Here is a 16,251-nt window from a genome sequence, read left to right on the forward strand (position 1 = left end):
CGACCGGCGATCCCGGTCGGCGGCCGCGGCCGTGCGGCGACGGGCGTCAGACCGCCGTGGCCGGGTACGTCGGGTACTCGACGCCCGACACATGCTGGACGACCCGGACGACCTGGCAGGAGTAGCCGAACTCGTTGTCGTACCAGAGGTAGAGGATCGCGTTGTCGCCGTCGACCTTGAGCGCACCGGCATCCACGATCGAGGCGTGGCGCGAGCCGATGAAGTCGCTGGAGACCGCGTCGGGCGCCGTGATGAAGTCGATCTGGCGCTTGAGCGGCGAGGTCAGCGAGACCTCGCGGAGGTAGTCGTGGACCTCCTCGCGGGTGGCCTCGCGAGCCAGCTGCAGATTGAGGATCGCGATCGACACGTCCGGCACGGGCACACGGATCGAGCTGCCGCTGATCTTCGCCTTGAGGTCCGGCAGCGCCTTGGCGACCGCTGAGGCGGCACCCGTCTCGGTGATCACCATGTTGAGCGGCGCGGAGCGGCCACGGCGCTCGGACTTGTGGTAGTTGTCCAGCAGGTTCTGGTCGTTGGTGAACGAGTGGACGGTCTCCACGTGGCCGCGCAGCACACCGTACTCGTCGTCCATCGCCTTCAGCGGCGGGACGATCGCGTTGGTGGTGCAGGAGGCGCAGGACAGGATCTGCTCGTCCGGCTTGACGGTGTCGTGGTTGACGCCGTGCACGATGTTCGGGACATCGCCCTTGCCCGGCGCGGTCAGCACGACCTTCTCGATGCCGGGGCGCAGGTGCTTGGACAGGCCCTCGCGGTCGCGCCACTTGCCGGTGTTGTCGATGAGGATGGCGTCCCGGATGCCGTACTCGGTGTAGTCGAGGGACGACGGGTCGTCGGCGTAGATCACCTTGATGGCGTTGCCGTTGGCGACGATCGTGCTGCTGGCCTCGTCGACGGTGATCGTGCCCTGGAACTGGCCGTGGATCGAGTCGCGGCGCAGCAGCGAGGCGCGCTTGACGAGATCCTCGGCGGCCCGGCCACCGCCGCCGCGGACCACGATGGCCCGCAGCATGAGGCCGTTGCCGGAGCCGGCCTTCTCGATCAGCAGACGGGCGACGAGCCGGCCGATGCGGCCGAAGCCGTACAGGACGACATCGCGCGGCTCACGGCGCTCGATCTTGTTGGCACCGATGGCGCCGGCCACGGCCTCGGCCGTGAACTCCGCCACACTCAGACCACGGTCGTCGGCCTGGTAGGTGGTGGCGAGCATGCCCAGGTCGATCTGCGAGGGCCCGAGGTCGAGGGCGGTCAGGGCCTGCAGGAACGGCATCGTCTCGGTGACCGACAGCTCCGCGCCGGCGATCTGCCGGGCGAAGCGGTGCGTCTTGAGGATGCTGACCACCGACTTGTTCACCAAGGAGCGGCTGTGCAGCAGGACGGTCACGTCCCGCTCGCGGTGCAGCTTCCCGATGAGCGGGATCATCGACTCCGCGATCTCCTCGCGGATCTTCCAGTTGGTGAACGAGTCGTCGTTGACAGTCACTGATCCATCTTTCGAGCTAGGGAGCGCTCATATGGTAACCACACCCCTCAGCTGCTCCTTCCGCGGGTGCGGGGGGTAAGGGATTTGCACCCATTCCTTGACTGATTCCTGAATCGGGGTGGAAGTATGTAAGAAACCCGGGTCGCGAATTGCACGTCTTACCTGGCGTGCCCAAGGTCAAAAGAGTGAGCACCTCTTCCGTTCCCCGGCCCGAGTCGGCCGCCCCGTCCGCCGTAGTCCGTCGCCCGGTCCTGCCACGGATCGCCCGGCGCGGTGTCCCCGAGGGGGCGCTACGGGCCCTCGCCCTGTTCGCGGCCGTACGTGTCGCCGGGGTCCTCGTGGTGATCCTCACCAACGCGGTCCGGGGCCATCCGCTGCTCAAGAGTTTCGCCCACTCCTGGGACTCCCGGTGGTACCTGCACATCGCAGCCCAGGGCTACGGTCACCGCATCTGGATCACCCCGGAGGGTGCCGTCCAGAGCGACTGGGCGTTCTTCCCCCTGTATCCCGGACTCATCAGGGCACTCAGCACGGTCCTGCCGCTCAGCCCCGGCATGGCCGCACTGCTCATCTCCTGGATCGCCGCGGGCGTGGCGGCCTACGGTGTGTACGCCATCGGCCATCACCTCTACGGGCGCGGCGTCGCCACCGCGCTGGTCGCCCTGTGGGCCGCCCTGCCGCACGCGGTCGAGCTGACCATCGCCTACACCGAGTCGCTGTTCGCCGCGCTCGCCATCTGGTCCCTGTACTTCGTGCTCAAGCGCCGCTGGCTGTGGGCCGGGACGCTGGCCGCGCTGGCGGGGCTGTCCCGGCCGAGCGGCTTCGCGATCGCCCTGGCCGTCTCCCTTGCCGCCGCCCACGAGGCGTGGCAGCAGCGCGGCCGGGTACCGGTGAGCCTGTGGGCCGGTGCCGTCATCGCCCCGCTGGGCTGGCTCGGCTATGTGCTCTGGGTGGGCGGACAGACGGGCGACCTGCTCGGCGGCTACTTCAAGGTGCAGAGCGCCTGGGACTCCAAGTTCGACTTCGGTCTCGGCTCTGCGCGCTTCCTGAAGGGCCTGTTGCTGCACGGCGGAGGCGTCGTCTACCCGGCGGCCCTGGTCATAGTCGCGGCCGGAGTACTGCTCTTCGCCCTGCTCTGCCTGGAACGCGCCCCGCTGGCCCTGGTGGTCTTCGCGGGGGTCCTGATCCTGCTCGTGGTCGGCGGCTCCGGCTCCTTCTCCTCCAAGCCGCGGTTCCTGCTGCCGGCCTTCCCGCTCCTCATCCCCATGGCCCGCGCACTGACCCGGACCTGGCGGGTCCGGCCGGCCCACGCCATGATCGTCTATGCTGGCCTCACCGTCGTGTCCCTGCTGTTCGGCGCCTATGTGGCGGTGGTGGCCCGCTCCCCGCTGTGAGCCACCACGGGCATGTCACGCGGGCTGCCGGTTCCGCCCGACCTGTCGCACGAAGGCCACGGCGGCGGAGCCCATCAGCAGGGTGCTGACCCAGACCGGCGCGCGGTAGCCGAGTCCGCCGTCGATCGCGGCGCCGCCCAGAACCGGACCGAGGGCGGCGCCCACGTTCAGCGCCGACGTCGCGAAGGCGCCCGCGAGGGGCGGGGCGTCCGCCGCCTCGTACAGCACCCGCGTGATCAGCGTCGAGCCGACGCCGAACGCCGGGGCGCCCAGCACCGGCACCAGCAGGACGGTCGCCACCGCGTTCCCGGCGGCCAGGGCGAGCAGCAGCCAGCCGGAGAGCAGCGCGGCCTCACCGACCGCCAGAACCGGTAGCGGCCGCCGGTCCGACAGCCGGCCCGCCGACGTCGCCCCCCCGCGAACGCGCCTGCGCCGAACAGCGCCAGCACGGCAGGCACCAGGCCGGCGCCGAACCCTGTCACTTCCGTGGGGAGCGGCGTGAGGTAGGTAAATGTAGAGAAAGTGGCGCCGCTGACGAGTGCGGCGAGACCGCGCGCCACCAGCAGCCGGGGCCGGCGCAGCACCCGCGGCTGACCGTGTACGCCGGTTCGGCGCGGTTCGGTGTGGTTCGGTGTGGTTCGGTGTGGCCCGGCCAGCACCGACCGCGCGATCGCGGCCGGCGCGGGCGCGGACAGCAGGGCCACCGCCCAGAACGCCGAACGCCGGCCGAGCAGCCGGCCCAGCCCGGCACCGGCGGCCACGCCCACCACACAGGTGAGCGTGGTGCCACCGAGCAGGACCGAGGTGGCCCGGCCCTCGGCGTCCGGTGCGACCATGCCGGTCGCCGCCGCCAGCCCGACGGCCAGAAAACCGGCGTTGGCCAGCGCCGCGAGCACACGCGTGGCCAGCAGCACACCGAAGTCGTCGGTGAGCGCACCGACGACACCGACGACATGGACGACCAGGAAGACGCTCAGGAACACCAGTAGGGCCTGCCGCCGCGGCCGGCGCCGGCGAGCAGCGCCATCAGCGGTGCTCCCACGACCATGCCGACGGCGAAGCCGGGCGTGAGTGTGCCCGCGGTGGGCACCGAGACCCCCAGGTCCCGGGCGATGTCCGGCAGCAGGCCGGACAGCATGAACTCGGACCCGCGAAGGACACGACCGGTGAGTGCCGTGGGAAGCCGAGATCCAGCCGAGAGCGCGGGCCACTGGCTAGCGCCTGGATGCCTCGGGACTGGACATGGGCGGCACGCCGACGCGTGTGCGCGGGCGCGTGCCCCCCGGTTCCCGATGCGGGTCCGGAGTCGTACCGCCGCCCGCTCGTGGGGCGGGAACATGTGACATAGGTAAAATCTAGGCGTTTGCTGAACATGCAGGCGGCAGGTCATCGCAGGCCACCGCCCCGTCGGAAGTGATCGATGGCCCGCAAGCGCTCCACGGACGAAGGCGACGAGCTGCTGGCCAGACTCGGTTCGCTCACCGCCCAGGCACGCGAGCGCGCGGAGCTCCAGCGCACCCAGGTCGAGCTCGCCCTCGCTCTGCAGCGCGGCATGCTGCCCCGGGACCTGCCCACCGCACCCGGCCTGCACCTCGCCGTTTGCTACACACCGGCCAACCTCGGACTCAACGTGGGCGGCGACTGGTACGACGCGTTCACCCTGCCCGACGGTCGGGTCGGGCTGTCCATCGGCGACGTACAGGGGCACAACATCGAGGCCGCCGCCTTCATGGGCCAGGTACGGGCCGGACTGCGCGCCCTCGCCTCCGTGACCGGCGAACCGGGCGAACTGCTCGGCCGGACCAACGACCTGCTGCTCTCGCTGGGCAGCGAACTCTTCGCCACCTGCACCTTCATGCGCCTCGACCCGGCCACCGGAGTGCTGGAGAGCGCACGGGCCGGCCACATCCCGTTCGTGTGGGCCACGGCCGACGGCAAGTCGGGTGTCGTCGACGACGAGGGAGGGCCGCCGCTCGGCATCGACAAGGGCATGGAGTACCCGGTGACCAGACACCGGCTCACCACGGGCGGAGTCTTCGTCCTGCTCACCGACGGCGTGGTCGAGGGCCCCACGCTGAACATCGAGGACGGCCTCGACCAGGTGGTACGCCTAGCCGGCATCGCCGCCGTCGCCGGCCTGGAGGCCCATGCCCTGGCCGCCGCCGTGATCAAGGGCGCCGAGAGCGTCGGGCACGAGGACGACGCGGCGGTCCTCGTCGTCGGTCTGGACAGTCCCACGAACCATCCGTGACGGGTCCCGGGCGACCGCCGAGCACACCCGCCCGGATCCGGTCCTGGCCGGTCAGGGCCACCTGGGCCAGTCACCGCGTCCGCGGTCCGGGATTCAGCCATAGGGCCGGACAGCCGCGGGTCTCGCCTCGCCGACCCGGGGCCGTCGGTGTGAGATGGCTGCTGTGGTGGGTATCGAGGATCTGCGCCGGCCGGGTGGCTACGCCGTCCAGGTGGTGGCCGTCGCGGCCTGCTACTACGGCGCGGCCCGGCTCGGACTCCTGCGCGAACTCACCGTCGAGGGCGCCGTCGTCACCCCCATCTGGCCGCCGACCGGCGTCGCCGTCGCCGCCCTGCTGATCCTCGGCCTGCGCTGCTGGCCCGGCATCTCGATCGGTGCCCTGCTGGCCGTGATGTCCCTCACCACCCCTCACCTCGACGTGCTCGGCACCCTCGCCGCCCAGACCGGCGCACCGGTGGTCGCGGTGCTCCTGCTGCGCCGGGCCCGCTTCCACACGGACCTCAGCCGGTTACGGGACGGCGTCGCCCTGGTGTTCCTCGGCGCGCTGACGGCGATGCTGATCAGCTCGACCGCCGGCGTCGGGCTGCTCGTCCTCACCGGCAAGCTGGACTGGCCCAGCTTCTGGCCCGTCTGGCTGGCCTGGTGGGTGGGGGACGCCATGGGCGTCCTGCTCGTCACCCCGCTGCTGCTGTTGCTGCACGGTGCGCGCTGGCCGCCCTCCGTGGCCCGCTGGAAGGAGGCAGTCGCGCTGACCGTCGTCGCCTGCTGTGTCGTACCGACGGCCGTCTACAGCTCGATCAGCCTGCTCTATCTCGTCTACCCGCTGCTCATCTGGTCCGCCCTGCGTTTTCAGCTGGAGGGCAGTGTGCTGTGCGCGCTGCTGGCGTCCGTGCTGGCCACCGTCGCCGCGACGGACGGCGTCGGGGCCTTCACCGGACTGAGCCGGATCGAGGTCATGGCGAAACTCCAGACGTTCAACGGCTCGATGGCCCTGACCGCCCTGCTGCTGTCCGCCCTGATCACCGAGCAGCGCAACACCCGGCGCTCGGTGGAGAAGGCCTGCCAGGAACTGGTCGAGGTGCTGGAACACCTCACCGCGGGCGATCCCCCACCACCCCGGCCACTGCCGCACACCGGCGACATCGGCGACGTCGGCGACAGCGACGGCGGGAACGGCACCGATGGCAGGGACGATCGGACTCGGCCCACCGGGCCTCCGTGACACGGGGCCGGGCAGGGCAGCCGGTGAGGGGGCCCGCCTGCCTCGCGCTGCCGGCGTCACCGTCTCCTCCGGCGTGTCGGACGGCTGGTCAGAGGCGCTGGGAGACGATGGGCGAGGCCCGGAGGGGCACGTTCCGGACGGGAGGAACAGACGCGGTATGGAGCAGCGGGCGGCGAGCGCGGAGGGCAGGCGGACCGAGGCGGACCGGGCGCGCTCCGGCCGCGGGCAGCGGCCCGACGGCGCCGTCGTACGGCCGCCGGACGCCATCGACGTACGGCGTCGCATCCCGCGTACCGACCGGTTGTTCCGCGACCCCCGGCTGGCCGCGGCGGTGGACCGTCTCGGCGCCGGAGTGGTGAAGGCCGCGGTACACGAGGCGCAGGAGCGGGCCCGCGAGGGAGGGATCCCGCCCGAGCAGGTGGCGGAGACGGCGCTCGCGCTGCTGCCCGGTACCGCGAGCGGGCTGCGCCCGGTGATCAACGCCACCGGGGTGCTGCTGCACACCAACCTCGGCCGGGCCCCGCTGTCGGCCGCCGCGCGGCAGGCCGTCCAGGAGGCCGCCGGACCCACGGACGTCGAACTGGACCTGGCGACCGGCGTCCGCGCCCGCCGTGGCCGTTCGGCCCTCGCCGCCCTGCGCGAGCGCGTGCCCCGCGCCGGGGCCGCGCACGTCGTCAACAACGGCGCCGCCGCGCTTCTCCTCGCCGCCACCGCGCTCGCGGCCGGCAAGGAGATCGTCGTCAGCCGGGGCGAGCTGGTGGAGATCGGCGACGGCTTCCGCCTGCCCGACCTGCTCGTCTCGACCGGCGCCCGGCTCCGTGAGGTCGGTACGACCAACCGCACGACCGCCGCCGACTACGCCGCCGTGACCGGCCCCGACACCGGGTTCGTGCTCAAGGTGCATCCGTCCAACTTCCGCATCACCGGCTTCACCCGCTCCGCCGGGACGGCCGAACTCACCGGTCTCGGTGTCCCGGTCGTCGTCGACATCGGCTCCGGACTGCTCGCCCCGCATCCGGCACTGCCCGAGGAACCCGACGCCGACACCGAGCTGCGCGCGGGCGCCTCGCTCGTCACCGCGAGCGGCGACAAACTGCTCGGCGGCCCTCAGTGCGGACTGCTGCTCGGCGACCGGGACCTGGTCCGCGCCCTCGCCCGGCACCCGCTGGCCCGCGCCCTGCGCGTCGACAAACTGACCCTGGCCGCACTGGAGGCCACCCTCACCGGACCGCCCACCCCGACCGCCCTCGCCCTCACCGCCGACCCGGCCGTACTGCGCGCCCGCGCCGACCGCATCGCCGCGAGCCTCGGCGCCGGCGGCATCGACGCACGGGCCGTCGAATGCGCCGCCACCGTCGGCGGCGGTGGCGCCCCCGGAGTCACCCTGCGCAGCGCGGCGGTGTCCCTGCCGGAGCCGTACGCCGCCGCGCTGCGCACTGGCCCCCTCCCCGTCGTCGGTCGGCTGGAGTCGGGCCGCTGCCTGCTGGACCTGCGCGCGGTGCCGGACCAGGACGACGAGCGGCTGGCCGAGACCGTGCGCCTGGCCCGGACCGCCGGAGAAGCCCCGCCCGACGGGGAAACCCGGCCTCCCGGTGAGGGGCAGGCGTGAGATGCGGGTGCTCGCCACCGCCGGTCATGTCGACCACGGCAAGTCCACCCTGGTACGGGCCCTCACCGGCATGGAGCCCGACCGCCACCCGGAGGAGCGCCGCCGGGGGCTCACCCTCGACCTGGGGTTCGTGTGGACGCGGCTCGGCCCGGACGGTGACCACCTGGCCTTCGTGGACGTACCCGGGCACGAACGCTTCGTGCCGACCATGCTGGCCGGCGTCGGACCGGTGCCCGCCGTGCTGTTCGTGTGCGCCGCCGACCAGGGCTGGCAGTCCCAGTCCGAGGAACACCTGGCGGTCCTCGACGCGCTCGGCGTCCGGCACGCCGTCCTCGCGGTGACCCGCAGCGACCTCGCCGACCCCGAACCCGTCCGTGCCGACGCCGTCGAGCGGCTGGCCCGGACCTCCCTCGGAAAGGTGCCCGCGGTCGCGGTGAGCGCGCTCACCGGAGCCGGACTCGACGCGCTGCGCACCGAACTGGAGCTGCTGGCAGGGAAGTTGACCGATCCCGACCCCGACGCCGACGTACGGCTGTGGCTCGACCGGGCCTTCACCGTGCGTGGGCACGGCACCGTCGTGACCGGGACGCTCGGCGCCGGCACCCTCGGCGTCGGTGACCGGCTGGTAACCGGGGACGGTCCGGCCGTGCTGCGGGTGCGCGGACTGCAGACCCTGCACGAGCGGCGGACGACGGTCGGCGGAGTGGCCCGCGTGGCCGTCAACCTGCACGGGCAGGGCGCCGAGGGCCTGCGCCGCGGGCAGGTGCTGCTGACCCCGGACCGCTGGTCGCACAGCGAGGTGCTCGACGTCCGCGTCACCGGGGAGCCGGTCGCCGACCTGCCCCGCTCGGTCACCCTGCACATCGGCACCGCCGCCGTACCCGTCACCGTCCGCCCGCTCGGCGACGACACCGCCCGCCTCACCCTCGCCCGGGGACTGCCCCTGCGGGTCGGCGACCGGGCGGTGCTGCGCGAACCGGGCGGCGGCCGTATGCCCCGCGGGGTCACCGTCCTGGACGTACGACCGCCCCGGCTGACCCGGCGCGGCGCCGGCCGGGCCCGCGCCGCCGAACTCGCCGTCCTGACCGGCCGCCCCGACGGCGCCGGCGAACTGCGCCGCCGCAAGCTGATCCGGCGCGCCGACCTGCTGGCGATGGGCGTCCCAGTACCGGCCGAACCGGTCGCGGGGGACTGGCTGGTGGACGCCGCGCACTGGACCGCCCTGACGGATCGGCTGGCCGCCGAGGTCGAGCGCCACGCGAGGGAACACCCCCTGGAACCGGGCCTGCCCACCGAAGCGGCCCGTCGTCTGCTCGGCCTGCCCGACCGGGCCCTCGTCGACGCCCTGGCCAACACCATGCCCCAACTCAGCAGCAAACAGGGCCGGTTGTCTGCCGCCGTCAGTATCGGCCCCGCCCTGCCGACCGCGGTCCGGGCCGCCGTGGACGCCGTACGCCAGGACCTCGCCCGTACGCCGTTCCGGGCGCCCGAAGCCGGCCGGCTCGTCCAACTCGGCCTGGATCGCAGGGCGTTGGCCGCCGCCGTCACGGCCGGCGTGCTGTTGCGGATCGCCGACGGGATCGTGCTGCTGCCCGGCGCCGACGTCGCGGCCGCAGCCGAACTTCGCGCGCTGCCCCAGCCGTTCACGCTCAGCGCGGCCCGGCGCGCGCTGGACACCACCCGCCGGGTGGCCGTACCGCTGCTGGAGTTCCTGGACGCGCGCGGGTACACCGAGCGCGTCGACGACCAGCGCCGCCGCTGCCTTACGGGCGAGGGGAGAACTCATCCAGATGCGGTGAACGGAGACGGACGGGAATCGAACCCGCCGGCCCGAGATCCTCGGGCCCCTCGGTTTTGAAGACCGGGAGGGCCACCAGGCACCCACACGCCTCCACCGCCCGTCAGGCTACTGCCCGAGGAGACCGCCGGTATGACATCGACATCCCCACCGATCCGCCGGGCCCCCGTCCGGCTCACGCAGTACGCCCACGGCGGCGGCTGCGCCTGCAAGATCCCTCCCGGAGAGCTGGAGGAGGTGGTCGCCGGGCTGACCGGGCAGGCGCCCGCCGGGGGCGACACCCCGCTGCTCGTCGGGATCGCCACCGGTGACGACGCCGCCGTGGTCACCCACCGGGGGACCGCCGTCGTCTGCACGGCCGACTTCTTCACCCCGGTCGTGGACGACCCCTACGACTGGGGACGCGTCGCCGCCGCCAACGCCCTGTCCGACGTGTACGCGATGGGCGGTCGCCCGGTGCTCGCCGTGAACCTGCTGGCCTGGCCGCGCGACCGGCTTCCCTTCGAGCTGGCCCGCGAGGTGCTGCGCGGCGGACTGGCCGTCGCCACCGAGGCCGGCTGCCATGTCGGCGGCGGGCACAGCGTCGACGACCCGGAACCCAAGTACGGCATGGCTGTCACCGGGCTCGCGGACCCCGCGCGGCTACTGCGCAACGACGCCGGCCGGCCAGGGATGCCGCTGTCGCTGACCAAGCCGCTGGGCGTGGGCGTGCTGAACAACCGGCACAAGGCCACCGGTGAGCGGTTCGAGCAGGCCGTCGTCACGATGACGGCCCTGAACCGGGAGGCCTCCGAGGCCGCGCTGGCCGCCGGGGCCACCTGCGCCACCGATGTCACCGGGTTCGGTTTCCTCGGCCATCTGCACAAGCTGGCCCGTGCCTCCGCAGTGACCGCCGTGGTCGACACCGCCGCCGTCCCGTATCTGGAGGGGGCACACGAGGCCGTCCGGGACGGGTACGTCAGCGGCGGCACCCGGCGCAATCTCCAATGGGTCGCCCCGCACACCGACTTCGGGGCCGCCGACGGCGACACCCGGCTGCTGCTCGCCGACGCCCAGACCTCCGGTGGGCTGCTCGTCGCCGGTGAGGTGCCCGGAGCGCCGGTGGTGGGGGAGCTGGTGCCGCGCGGCAGCCATTCCCTCGTGCTCCGGTGACTCAGGGCTCCGTTCCGGTGTGCTCGTCGATGCCGGCCCGCCTGCGGTAGGCCCGCACCAGGTCCACCGACGCCGGACCGCGGGGCCGGCGGCCCGGGCGGATGTCCACGGCGAACGCCTTCGACTCCTGGATGTGGACGTTGGGGTCCAGGGACAGATGCAGCAGCTCGTTGGCCGCGTCCCCGGTGCTGTAACCGTTGGGACCCCAGTGGTACGGCAGACCCACCTGGTGCAGCCTGCGGCCCTGTACCGTCAGCGGCGCCATCCGGTCCGTCACCAGCACCCGCGCCTCGATCACCGCGCGTGCGCTGACGATCGTCGCCCACCCGGTGTGTGCCAGCCCCCGCTCGGCCGCCAGCTCGGGGGAGACCTCGCAGAAGAACTCCGGTTGCAGCTCGGCCAGATACGGCTGCCAGCGGGACATGCCGCCCGCCGTGTGATGCTCGGTCAGCCGGTAGGTGGTCGCCACGTACGGGAACACCTCGGAGCCGGGCTCGTCACCGCTCGGCTGGTAACGGTTGTCCGGGAGCGAGGGCAGCAAATGGCGCACCGGGTTGCGCTGTTGGTCGTAGAGCAGGTTCATGAACGGCGAGTCCTGCGGCTCGTAATGGGCCGGGAGCGGGCCGTCGGCGAGCCCGGACGGCACATACAGCCAGGCCTTGCCGTCGGTCTGCATGATGAACGGGTCCCTGCCCGACAGGGCCTCCGGGCCGGTCGCGTCCTCGGGCGGTTCGTGGTCGGGTGCCTTGTCCCTCCTGAAGTCGGGGACATCGTGCCCGGACCACTCGCCCTTGTCCGGATCCCACCACACCAGCGCCTTCCGCTCGCTCCACGGTCTGCCCCGCGGGTCGGCGGAGGCGCGGTTGTACAGGATCCGGCGGTTGGCCGGCCAGGCCCACGCCCACTCGGCCGCCACCCAGTCCTGCTCAGTGCCGGGCCTGCGGCGGGCCGCCTGGTTGACGCCGTCGGCGTGGACACCGCAGTAGATCCAGCAGCCGCATGCGGTGGAGCCGTCGGGCTTCAGCTGCTCGTAGGAGGAGAGCGGCCCGCCCTCGGCGTCATGGCCGTTGATCTCGGCGAGCACGGCCTCCGCGTCCGGTTCGGCGAGCGGGCCCTTCGTCGGATAGGCCCAGGTCAGATCGAGCACGGGCCGGTCCATCTCGTCGGTGGACCCCGCGAGTTTCTCGCGGATGATCCGCCCCAGGTGGTAGGTGAACCACAGATCGCTGCGGGAGGCGCCCGGCGGCTCGACCGCCTGGTGGTGCCACTGCAGCAGCCGCTGGGTGTTGGTGAAGCTGCCGTCCTTCTCGGTGTGCGCGGCGGCCGGCAGGAAGAACACCTCCGTGCGGATGTCCTCGGTGCGCAGCTCACCGGTCTCGATCTCGGGCCCGTCCTGCCACCAGGTCGCCGACTCGATCAGCGAGAAGTCGCGGACGACCAGCCAGTCCAGGTTCGCCATCCCGAGCCGCATCAGCCTGGAGTCGGCGTTGCCCACCGCCGGGTTCTCGCCGAACAGGAAGTAGCCCGAGCAGACGCCCTCCAGCTGGGCCAGGGTCGTCTCGTACGCGGAGTGGGAGCCGGTCAGCCGGGGCAGGTAGTCGAAGCAGAAGTCGTTCTCCTCGGTCGCCGCGGCACCCCAGTACGCCTTGAGCAGACTCACCAGGTATGCGCGCATGTTGCCCCAGTAGCCCTTGGGGGCCGTCTCGGCCTCCAGGAAGGCGGCCAGGTCCTGGTGCCGGTGGGCGTGCGGCATCGGGATGTAGCCCGGCAGCAGGTTGAACAGCGTCGGGATGTCCGTGGAGCCCTGGATGGAGGCGTGCCCGCGCAGGGCCAGGATGCCGCCGCCCGGCCGGCCGATGTTGCCGAGCAGGGTCTGCAGTACGGCCGCCGCGCGGATGTACTGCACGCCCACCGTGTGCTGCGTCCAGCCGACCGAGTACGCGAAGGCCGTCGTACGGTCGCGGCCGGAGTTGTCCGTGACCAGCTCGCACACCTGCCGGAACAGGTCCTGCGGCACCCCGCAGATCTGCTCGACCAGCTCCGGTGTGTAGCGGGCGTAGTGCCGCTTGAGCACCTGGAACACACAGCGCGGATGCGTCAGCGTCTCGTCCCGCTCCGGCTCGCCCGCTTTGCCTTCGTATTGCCAACTGCCCTTGTCGTAGGCACGGTTGGCGGAGTCGAGTCCGGAGAACACGCCCGCCAGGTCCTCGGTGTCGTGGAAGTCCTCCCGCACGATCACCGGGGCGTTGGTGTACGCCACGACGTACTCACGGAAGTACTTGTCCCGCTCCAGGACGTAGTGGATGATCCCGCCGAGGAACGCGATGTCCGTGCCCGCGCGCAGCGGCACGTGTACGTCGGCCAGCGCGCTGGTGCGGGTGAACCGCGGGTCGACATGGATCAGCTTCGCGCCCCGCGCCTTGGCCTCCATCACCCACTGGAACCCGACGGGATGGCACTCGGCCATGTTCGAGCCCTCGATGACGATGCAGTCCGCGTTCTGCAGGTCCTGCTGGAAGGTGGTCGCGCCGCCGCGTCCGAACGAGGTTCCCAGACCGGGAACGGTGGAGGAGTGTCAAACCCGGGCCTGGTTCTCGATCTGGATCGCTCCGAGCGCGGTGAACAGCTTCTTGATCAGATAGTTCTCTTCATTGTCGAGCGTGGCCCCGCCGAGGCTCGCGATGCCGAGGGTGCGTCGGGTGCGGGTCTCGTCGACCGACCACTGCCAGCCTGCCCGGCGCGCCTCGATCACCCGGTCGGCGATCATGTCCATCGCGGTGTCGAGGTCCAGCCGCTCCCACGCGGTGCCGTGTGGGCGCCGGTGGAGCACCTGGAGCTCGCGGGCGTCCCCGGTCGTCAGCTGCAGGCTCGCCGCGCCCTTGGGGCAGAGCCGGCCGCGTGAGACGGGGGAGTCCGGGTCGCCCTCGATCTGGGTGACCTTCTCGTCCTGGACGTACACGTTCTGGCCGCAGCCGACGGCGCAGTACGGGCAGACCGACTTCACCACCCGGTCGGCGGTGGCCACCCGGGGCGTGAGCCGCTCGCTGCGCCCGCTCTTCGCCGCGGCGCCCCGGCCCAGCGGATCGGTGCCCGTCAGCTGGCGGTAGACCGGCCAGGAGTCGATCCAGGTGCGTACGCCCACAGCCGCTCCTTCCGCTCGGTGCCTTGATCCGCCCGATTCCTCGGTCTGCTCGGCCCCTTGATCCGCTCGGTGGGTCGATTTTCCCGCACGTGGGCGGGTACGGCATCTCTCGGACGCCCGGCCGGACGGCTCGTCACCGGTGGGACCGCACCTCCGCGTCCAGGAGCCCGGCGACGAGGTGACGGGCGTACGCGGCGTCGAGATCGGCCGGACGGAAGAGGATGCGGTACATCAGGGGGGCGACGACGCGGTCCATGACCGTCTCCACGCCGGGGGCGCTCTCGCCGCGGTCGGCCGTCCGGGCGAGTATGACCTCGATCTGTTCGGCCGCGTAGGCCGAGCACTGGCCGGCGTTGGTGCCGTCGGGGTTGCCGAGCAGGGCGTCGCGGATGTACGCGCGGCCCGACGGGGAGGCCATCTCGTCGAGGAACTGTTCGGCCCAGGCCGTCAGGTCGGCCCGCAGATCTCCGTGGTCCTGCGGCGCCGTCTCGGGGCGCAGGCGCTCCACCGCGACGTCGGACAGCAGCTCCCGCAGGTCGCCCCAGCGGCGGTAGATCGTCGACGGTGTGACCCCCGCGCGCTGGGCGACAAGCGGCACCGTCAGCGCGTCGCGCCCCACCTCCGACATGAGTGCGCGGACAGCGGCGTGCACCGATGCCTGGACCCGGGCGCTGCGCCCGCCGGGGCGCACCATCTGCTTGCGACTCATGGACCCACCTTAAAGCGCAATCCTTGCTTTTAACGGTCACGAGGGGCCGGACGGGCTGCGTCTGTGCGTAGCCGTGACCGATGCGCAGGAGCGTGCGCTCTCCGAAGAGTCGGCCCAGCAGCGCGAACTCGTGGGTGTGCGTCTTGCCGGCCAGGATCGCGTCGGCCGCGGCCAGGCGTGCGGCGACCGTGCTGTCGGCCTGTGCGCGATGGCCGGAGCGGACCCGGGAGCCGGCCGTGGTGGCCAGACCGGCCACGTCGATCAGATCCTTCAGGCTCCTGAGTAGGCCCGAGGTGCGGCTCCGTGCCGAGCCCGCATCGCAGCGGCGGCGGCCGTGAGGGGCAGCTCATACGGCTGCGACCGCGGCGGTGGACAGGGTCTTCTCCCTTGATCGGCGGGGACCGGTGAGGGCGAAGAAACCTAACGCTAACAGTTTGCTTTAGGTGGCTGTAAGTTCTACGGTTTCTTAAGGCAAACCGATTGCATTTAGCTCGGAGGACTCGACAGATCATGCAGGCCGCTCTCGCCAACCCCCTCCCGTCCTGGACCCTGGGCGACATCGTGGTCCACCGCGTCGACGAGGTCCCACTGCCGCCCGAGACCGGAGCGTGGCTGCTGCCCGACGCGCGCCCCGAAGTGGTGACCGGTCAGGACTGGCTGTACCCGCACTTCGCCGACCGGGACGGCGTCTTGCGTGCCGACAGCCACAGCTTCGCGTTCGTCGTGGACGGGTTGCGCGTCCTCGTCGACACCGGCATCGGCAACGGCAAGGAGCGGGCCAACCCGGCCTGGCACAACCTGCACACCCCGTACCTGGAGCGCCTCACCGCCGCCGGTTTCGCCCCGGACTCCGTCGACCTGGTGATCCTCACCCACCTGCACGCCGACCACGTCGGCTGGAACACGCGGGACCTGAACGGCGTCTGGGTCCCCACCTTTCCCCACGCCCGCTACGTCACCTCACGTGCCGAGCGGGAGTTCTGGGCCGGGTACGACATGGACGAGGCCCGCCGGCAGATGTTCCGTGACTCCGTGATCCCGGTGGAGCAGGCGGGGCTGCTGCACCTCGTCGACGTACCGGCCGAGGGCGCGGAGCTCGCCCCGGGACTGCGCCTGGTGCCCACGCCCGGGCACACCCCCGGCCATGTCGCCGTCGAGCTGACCAGCCAGGGGGAGCGGGCCCTGATCACCGGCGACTGCATCCACCATCCGGTCCAGCTCGCCCACCCGGGCATCGGCGCCTGCGTCGACATCGACCCGGGGCAGTCCGAGGCCTCGCGCCGCACGCTGCTCCGCTCGGTCGCCGACACGGACACCCTCGTCCTCGGCACTCATTTCGCCCCGCCCACCGCCGGCCGCGTGATCACCCACGGGGACGCCTACCGGCTGCTGCCCGTTCCCGCGGCCTGAGCCGGCGTGCCGCGAGAGAGGAGGAGCCGGCCGCCGACGCCGTACACGGAACCGGTCGGTGGC

9 protein-coding genes, 1 tRNA gene and 3 pseudogenes are annotated in these 16,251 nt (G+C 72.2%); 7 read left to right on the forward strand and 6 right to left on the reverse strand.

Features of this window, described 5'->3' with window-relative positions:
- Positions 1–46: 46 nt before the first annotated feature.
- A complete protein-coding gene (locus AV521_RS43255) occupies positions 47–1,501 on the reverse strand; it encodes a glyceraldehyde-3-phosphate dehydrogenase (RefSeq protein WP_076097222.1) in 1,455 nt (484 codons plus the stop codon).
- Between the two features lie 185 nt (positions 1,502–1,686).
- Between AV521_RS43255 and AV521_RS43260 the strand changes: the two genes are divergently transcribed.
- Entirely contained in the window at positions 1,687–2,895 is a 1,209-nt protein-coding gene (locus tag AV521_RS43260) for a hypothetical protein (RefSeq protein ID WP_256725952.1), read from the forward strand.
- 15 nt (positions 2,896–2,910) lie between these two features.
- On the opposite strand, the pseudogene AV521_RS43265 reads toward AV521_RS43260, so the two are convergent.
- Positions 2,911–4,033 (reverse strand): annotated as a pseudogene (locus AV521_RS43265) (Cmx/CmrA family chloramphenicol efflux MFS transporter).
- Positions 4,034–4,315: 282 nt separating this feature from the next.
- Between AV521_RS43265 and AV521_RS43270 the strand changes: the two are divergent.
- From AV521_RS43270 to AV521_RS43285, 4 genes and pseudogenes are all read left to right on the forward strand, one after another.
- Entirely contained in the window at positions 4,316–5,146 is an 831-nt protein-coding gene (locus AV521_RS43270) for a PP2C family protein-serine/threonine phosphatase (RefSeq protein ID WP_076097227.1), read from the forward strand.
- 154 nt (positions 5,147–5,300) lie between these two features.
- Positions 5,301–6,368 carry an MASE1 domain-containing protein gene (locus AV521_RS43275; protein ID WP_179023833.1) on the forward strand — a complete coding sequence of 356 codons (1,068 nt, stop codon included), beginning with the start codon at positions 5,301–5,303 and terminating at the stop codon, positions 6,366–6,368.
- Positions 6,369–6,525: 157 nt separating this feature from the next.
- Positions 6,526–7,977, forward strand: coding sequence for an L-seryl-tRNA(Sec) selenium transferase (gene selA, locus AV521_RS43280; RefSeq protein ID WP_079249702.1), 1,452 nt, complete (start codon positions 6,526–6,528; stop codon positions 7,975–7,977).
- Position 7,978: 1 nt separating this feature from the next.
- Positions 7,979–9,673 (forward strand): annotated as a pseudogene (locus tag AV521_RS43285) (GTP-binding protein); the annotation flags it as partial.
- A gap of 104 nt (positions 9,674–9,777) precedes the next feature.
- Here AV521_RS43285 and AV521_RS49880 read toward each other — a convergent pair.
- A tRNA-Sec gene (locus AV521_RS49880) sits at positions 9,778–9,870 on the reverse strand.
- 37 nt (positions 9,871–9,907) lie between these two features.
- On the opposite strand from AV521_RS49880, the gene selD reads away from it, so the two are divergent.
- Positions 9,908–10,927, forward strand: coding sequence for a selenide, water dikinase SelD (gene selD / locus AV521_RS43290; protein ID WP_076097233.1), 1,020 nt, complete (start codon positions 9,908–9,910; stop codon positions 10,925–10,927).
- Between the two features lies 1 nt (position 10,928).
- Here the strand turns inward: selD and fdnG are convergent, their stop codons facing one another.
- The 3 genes and pseudogenes from fdnG to AV521_RS43310 all read right to left on the reverse strand — a co-directional run.
- Complete coding sequence (gene fdnG, locus AV521_RS43295) at positions 10,929–14,069, reverse strand: formate dehydrogenase-N subunit alpha (RefSeq protein ID WP_143658750.1); 3,141 nt, start codon at positions 14,067–14,069, stop codon at positions 10,929–10,931.
- Between the two features lie 133 nt (positions 14,070–14,202).
- Positions 14,203–14,778, reverse strand: a complete 576-nt coding sequence (locus AV521_RS43305) for a TetR/AcrR family transcriptional regulator (RefSeq protein WP_076097240.1) — start codon at positions 14,776–14,778, stop codon at positions 14,203–14,205.
- 121 nt (positions 14,779–14,899) lie between these two features.
- A pseudogene (locus AV521_RS43310) lies at positions 14,900–15,058 on the reverse strand (amidase family protein); the annotation flags it as partial.
- A 230-nt stretch (positions 15,059–15,288) separates the two neighbouring features.
- Between AV521_RS43310 and AV521_RS43315 the strand changes: the two are divergent.
- Complete coding sequence (locus AV521_RS43315; RefSeq protein WP_076097243.1) at positions 15,289–16,188, forward strand: MBL fold metallo-hydrolase; 900 nt, start codon at positions 15,289–15,291, stop codon at positions 16,186–16,188.
- Positions 16,189–16,251: the final 63 nt, after the last annotated feature.

The sequence above is a fragment of the Streptomyces sp. IMTB 2501 genome, from assembly GCF_001953885.1.
GTDB lineage: Bacteria > Actinomycetota > Actinomycetes > Streptomycetales > Streptomycetaceae > Streptomyces.

Coding starts and splice junctions, on each gene's coding strand:
- AV521_RS43270 (WP_076097227.1), top strand. CDS start 4,316: ATGGCCCGCAAGCGCTCCACGGACGAAGGCGACGAGCTGCTGGCCAGA.
- AV521_RS43275 (WP_179023833.1), top strand. CDS start 5,301: ATGGCTGCTGTGGTGGGTATCGAGGATCTGCGCCGGCCGGGTGGCTAC.
- selA (WP_079249702.1), top strand. CDS start 6,526: ATGGAGCAGCGGGCGGCGAGCGCGGAGGGCAGGCGGACCGAGGCGGAC.
- selD (WP_076097233.1), top strand. CDS start 9,908: ATGACATCGACATCCCCACCGATCCGCCGGGCCCCCGTCCGGCTCACG.
- AV521_RS43305 (WP_076097240.1), bottom strand. CDS start 14,778: ATGAGTCGCAAGCAGATGGTGCGCCCCGGCGGGCGCAGCGCCCGGGTC.
- AV521_RS43315 (WP_076097243.1), top strand. CDS start 15,289: ATGCAGGCCGCTCTCGCCAACCCCCTCCCGTCCTGGACCCTGGGCGAC.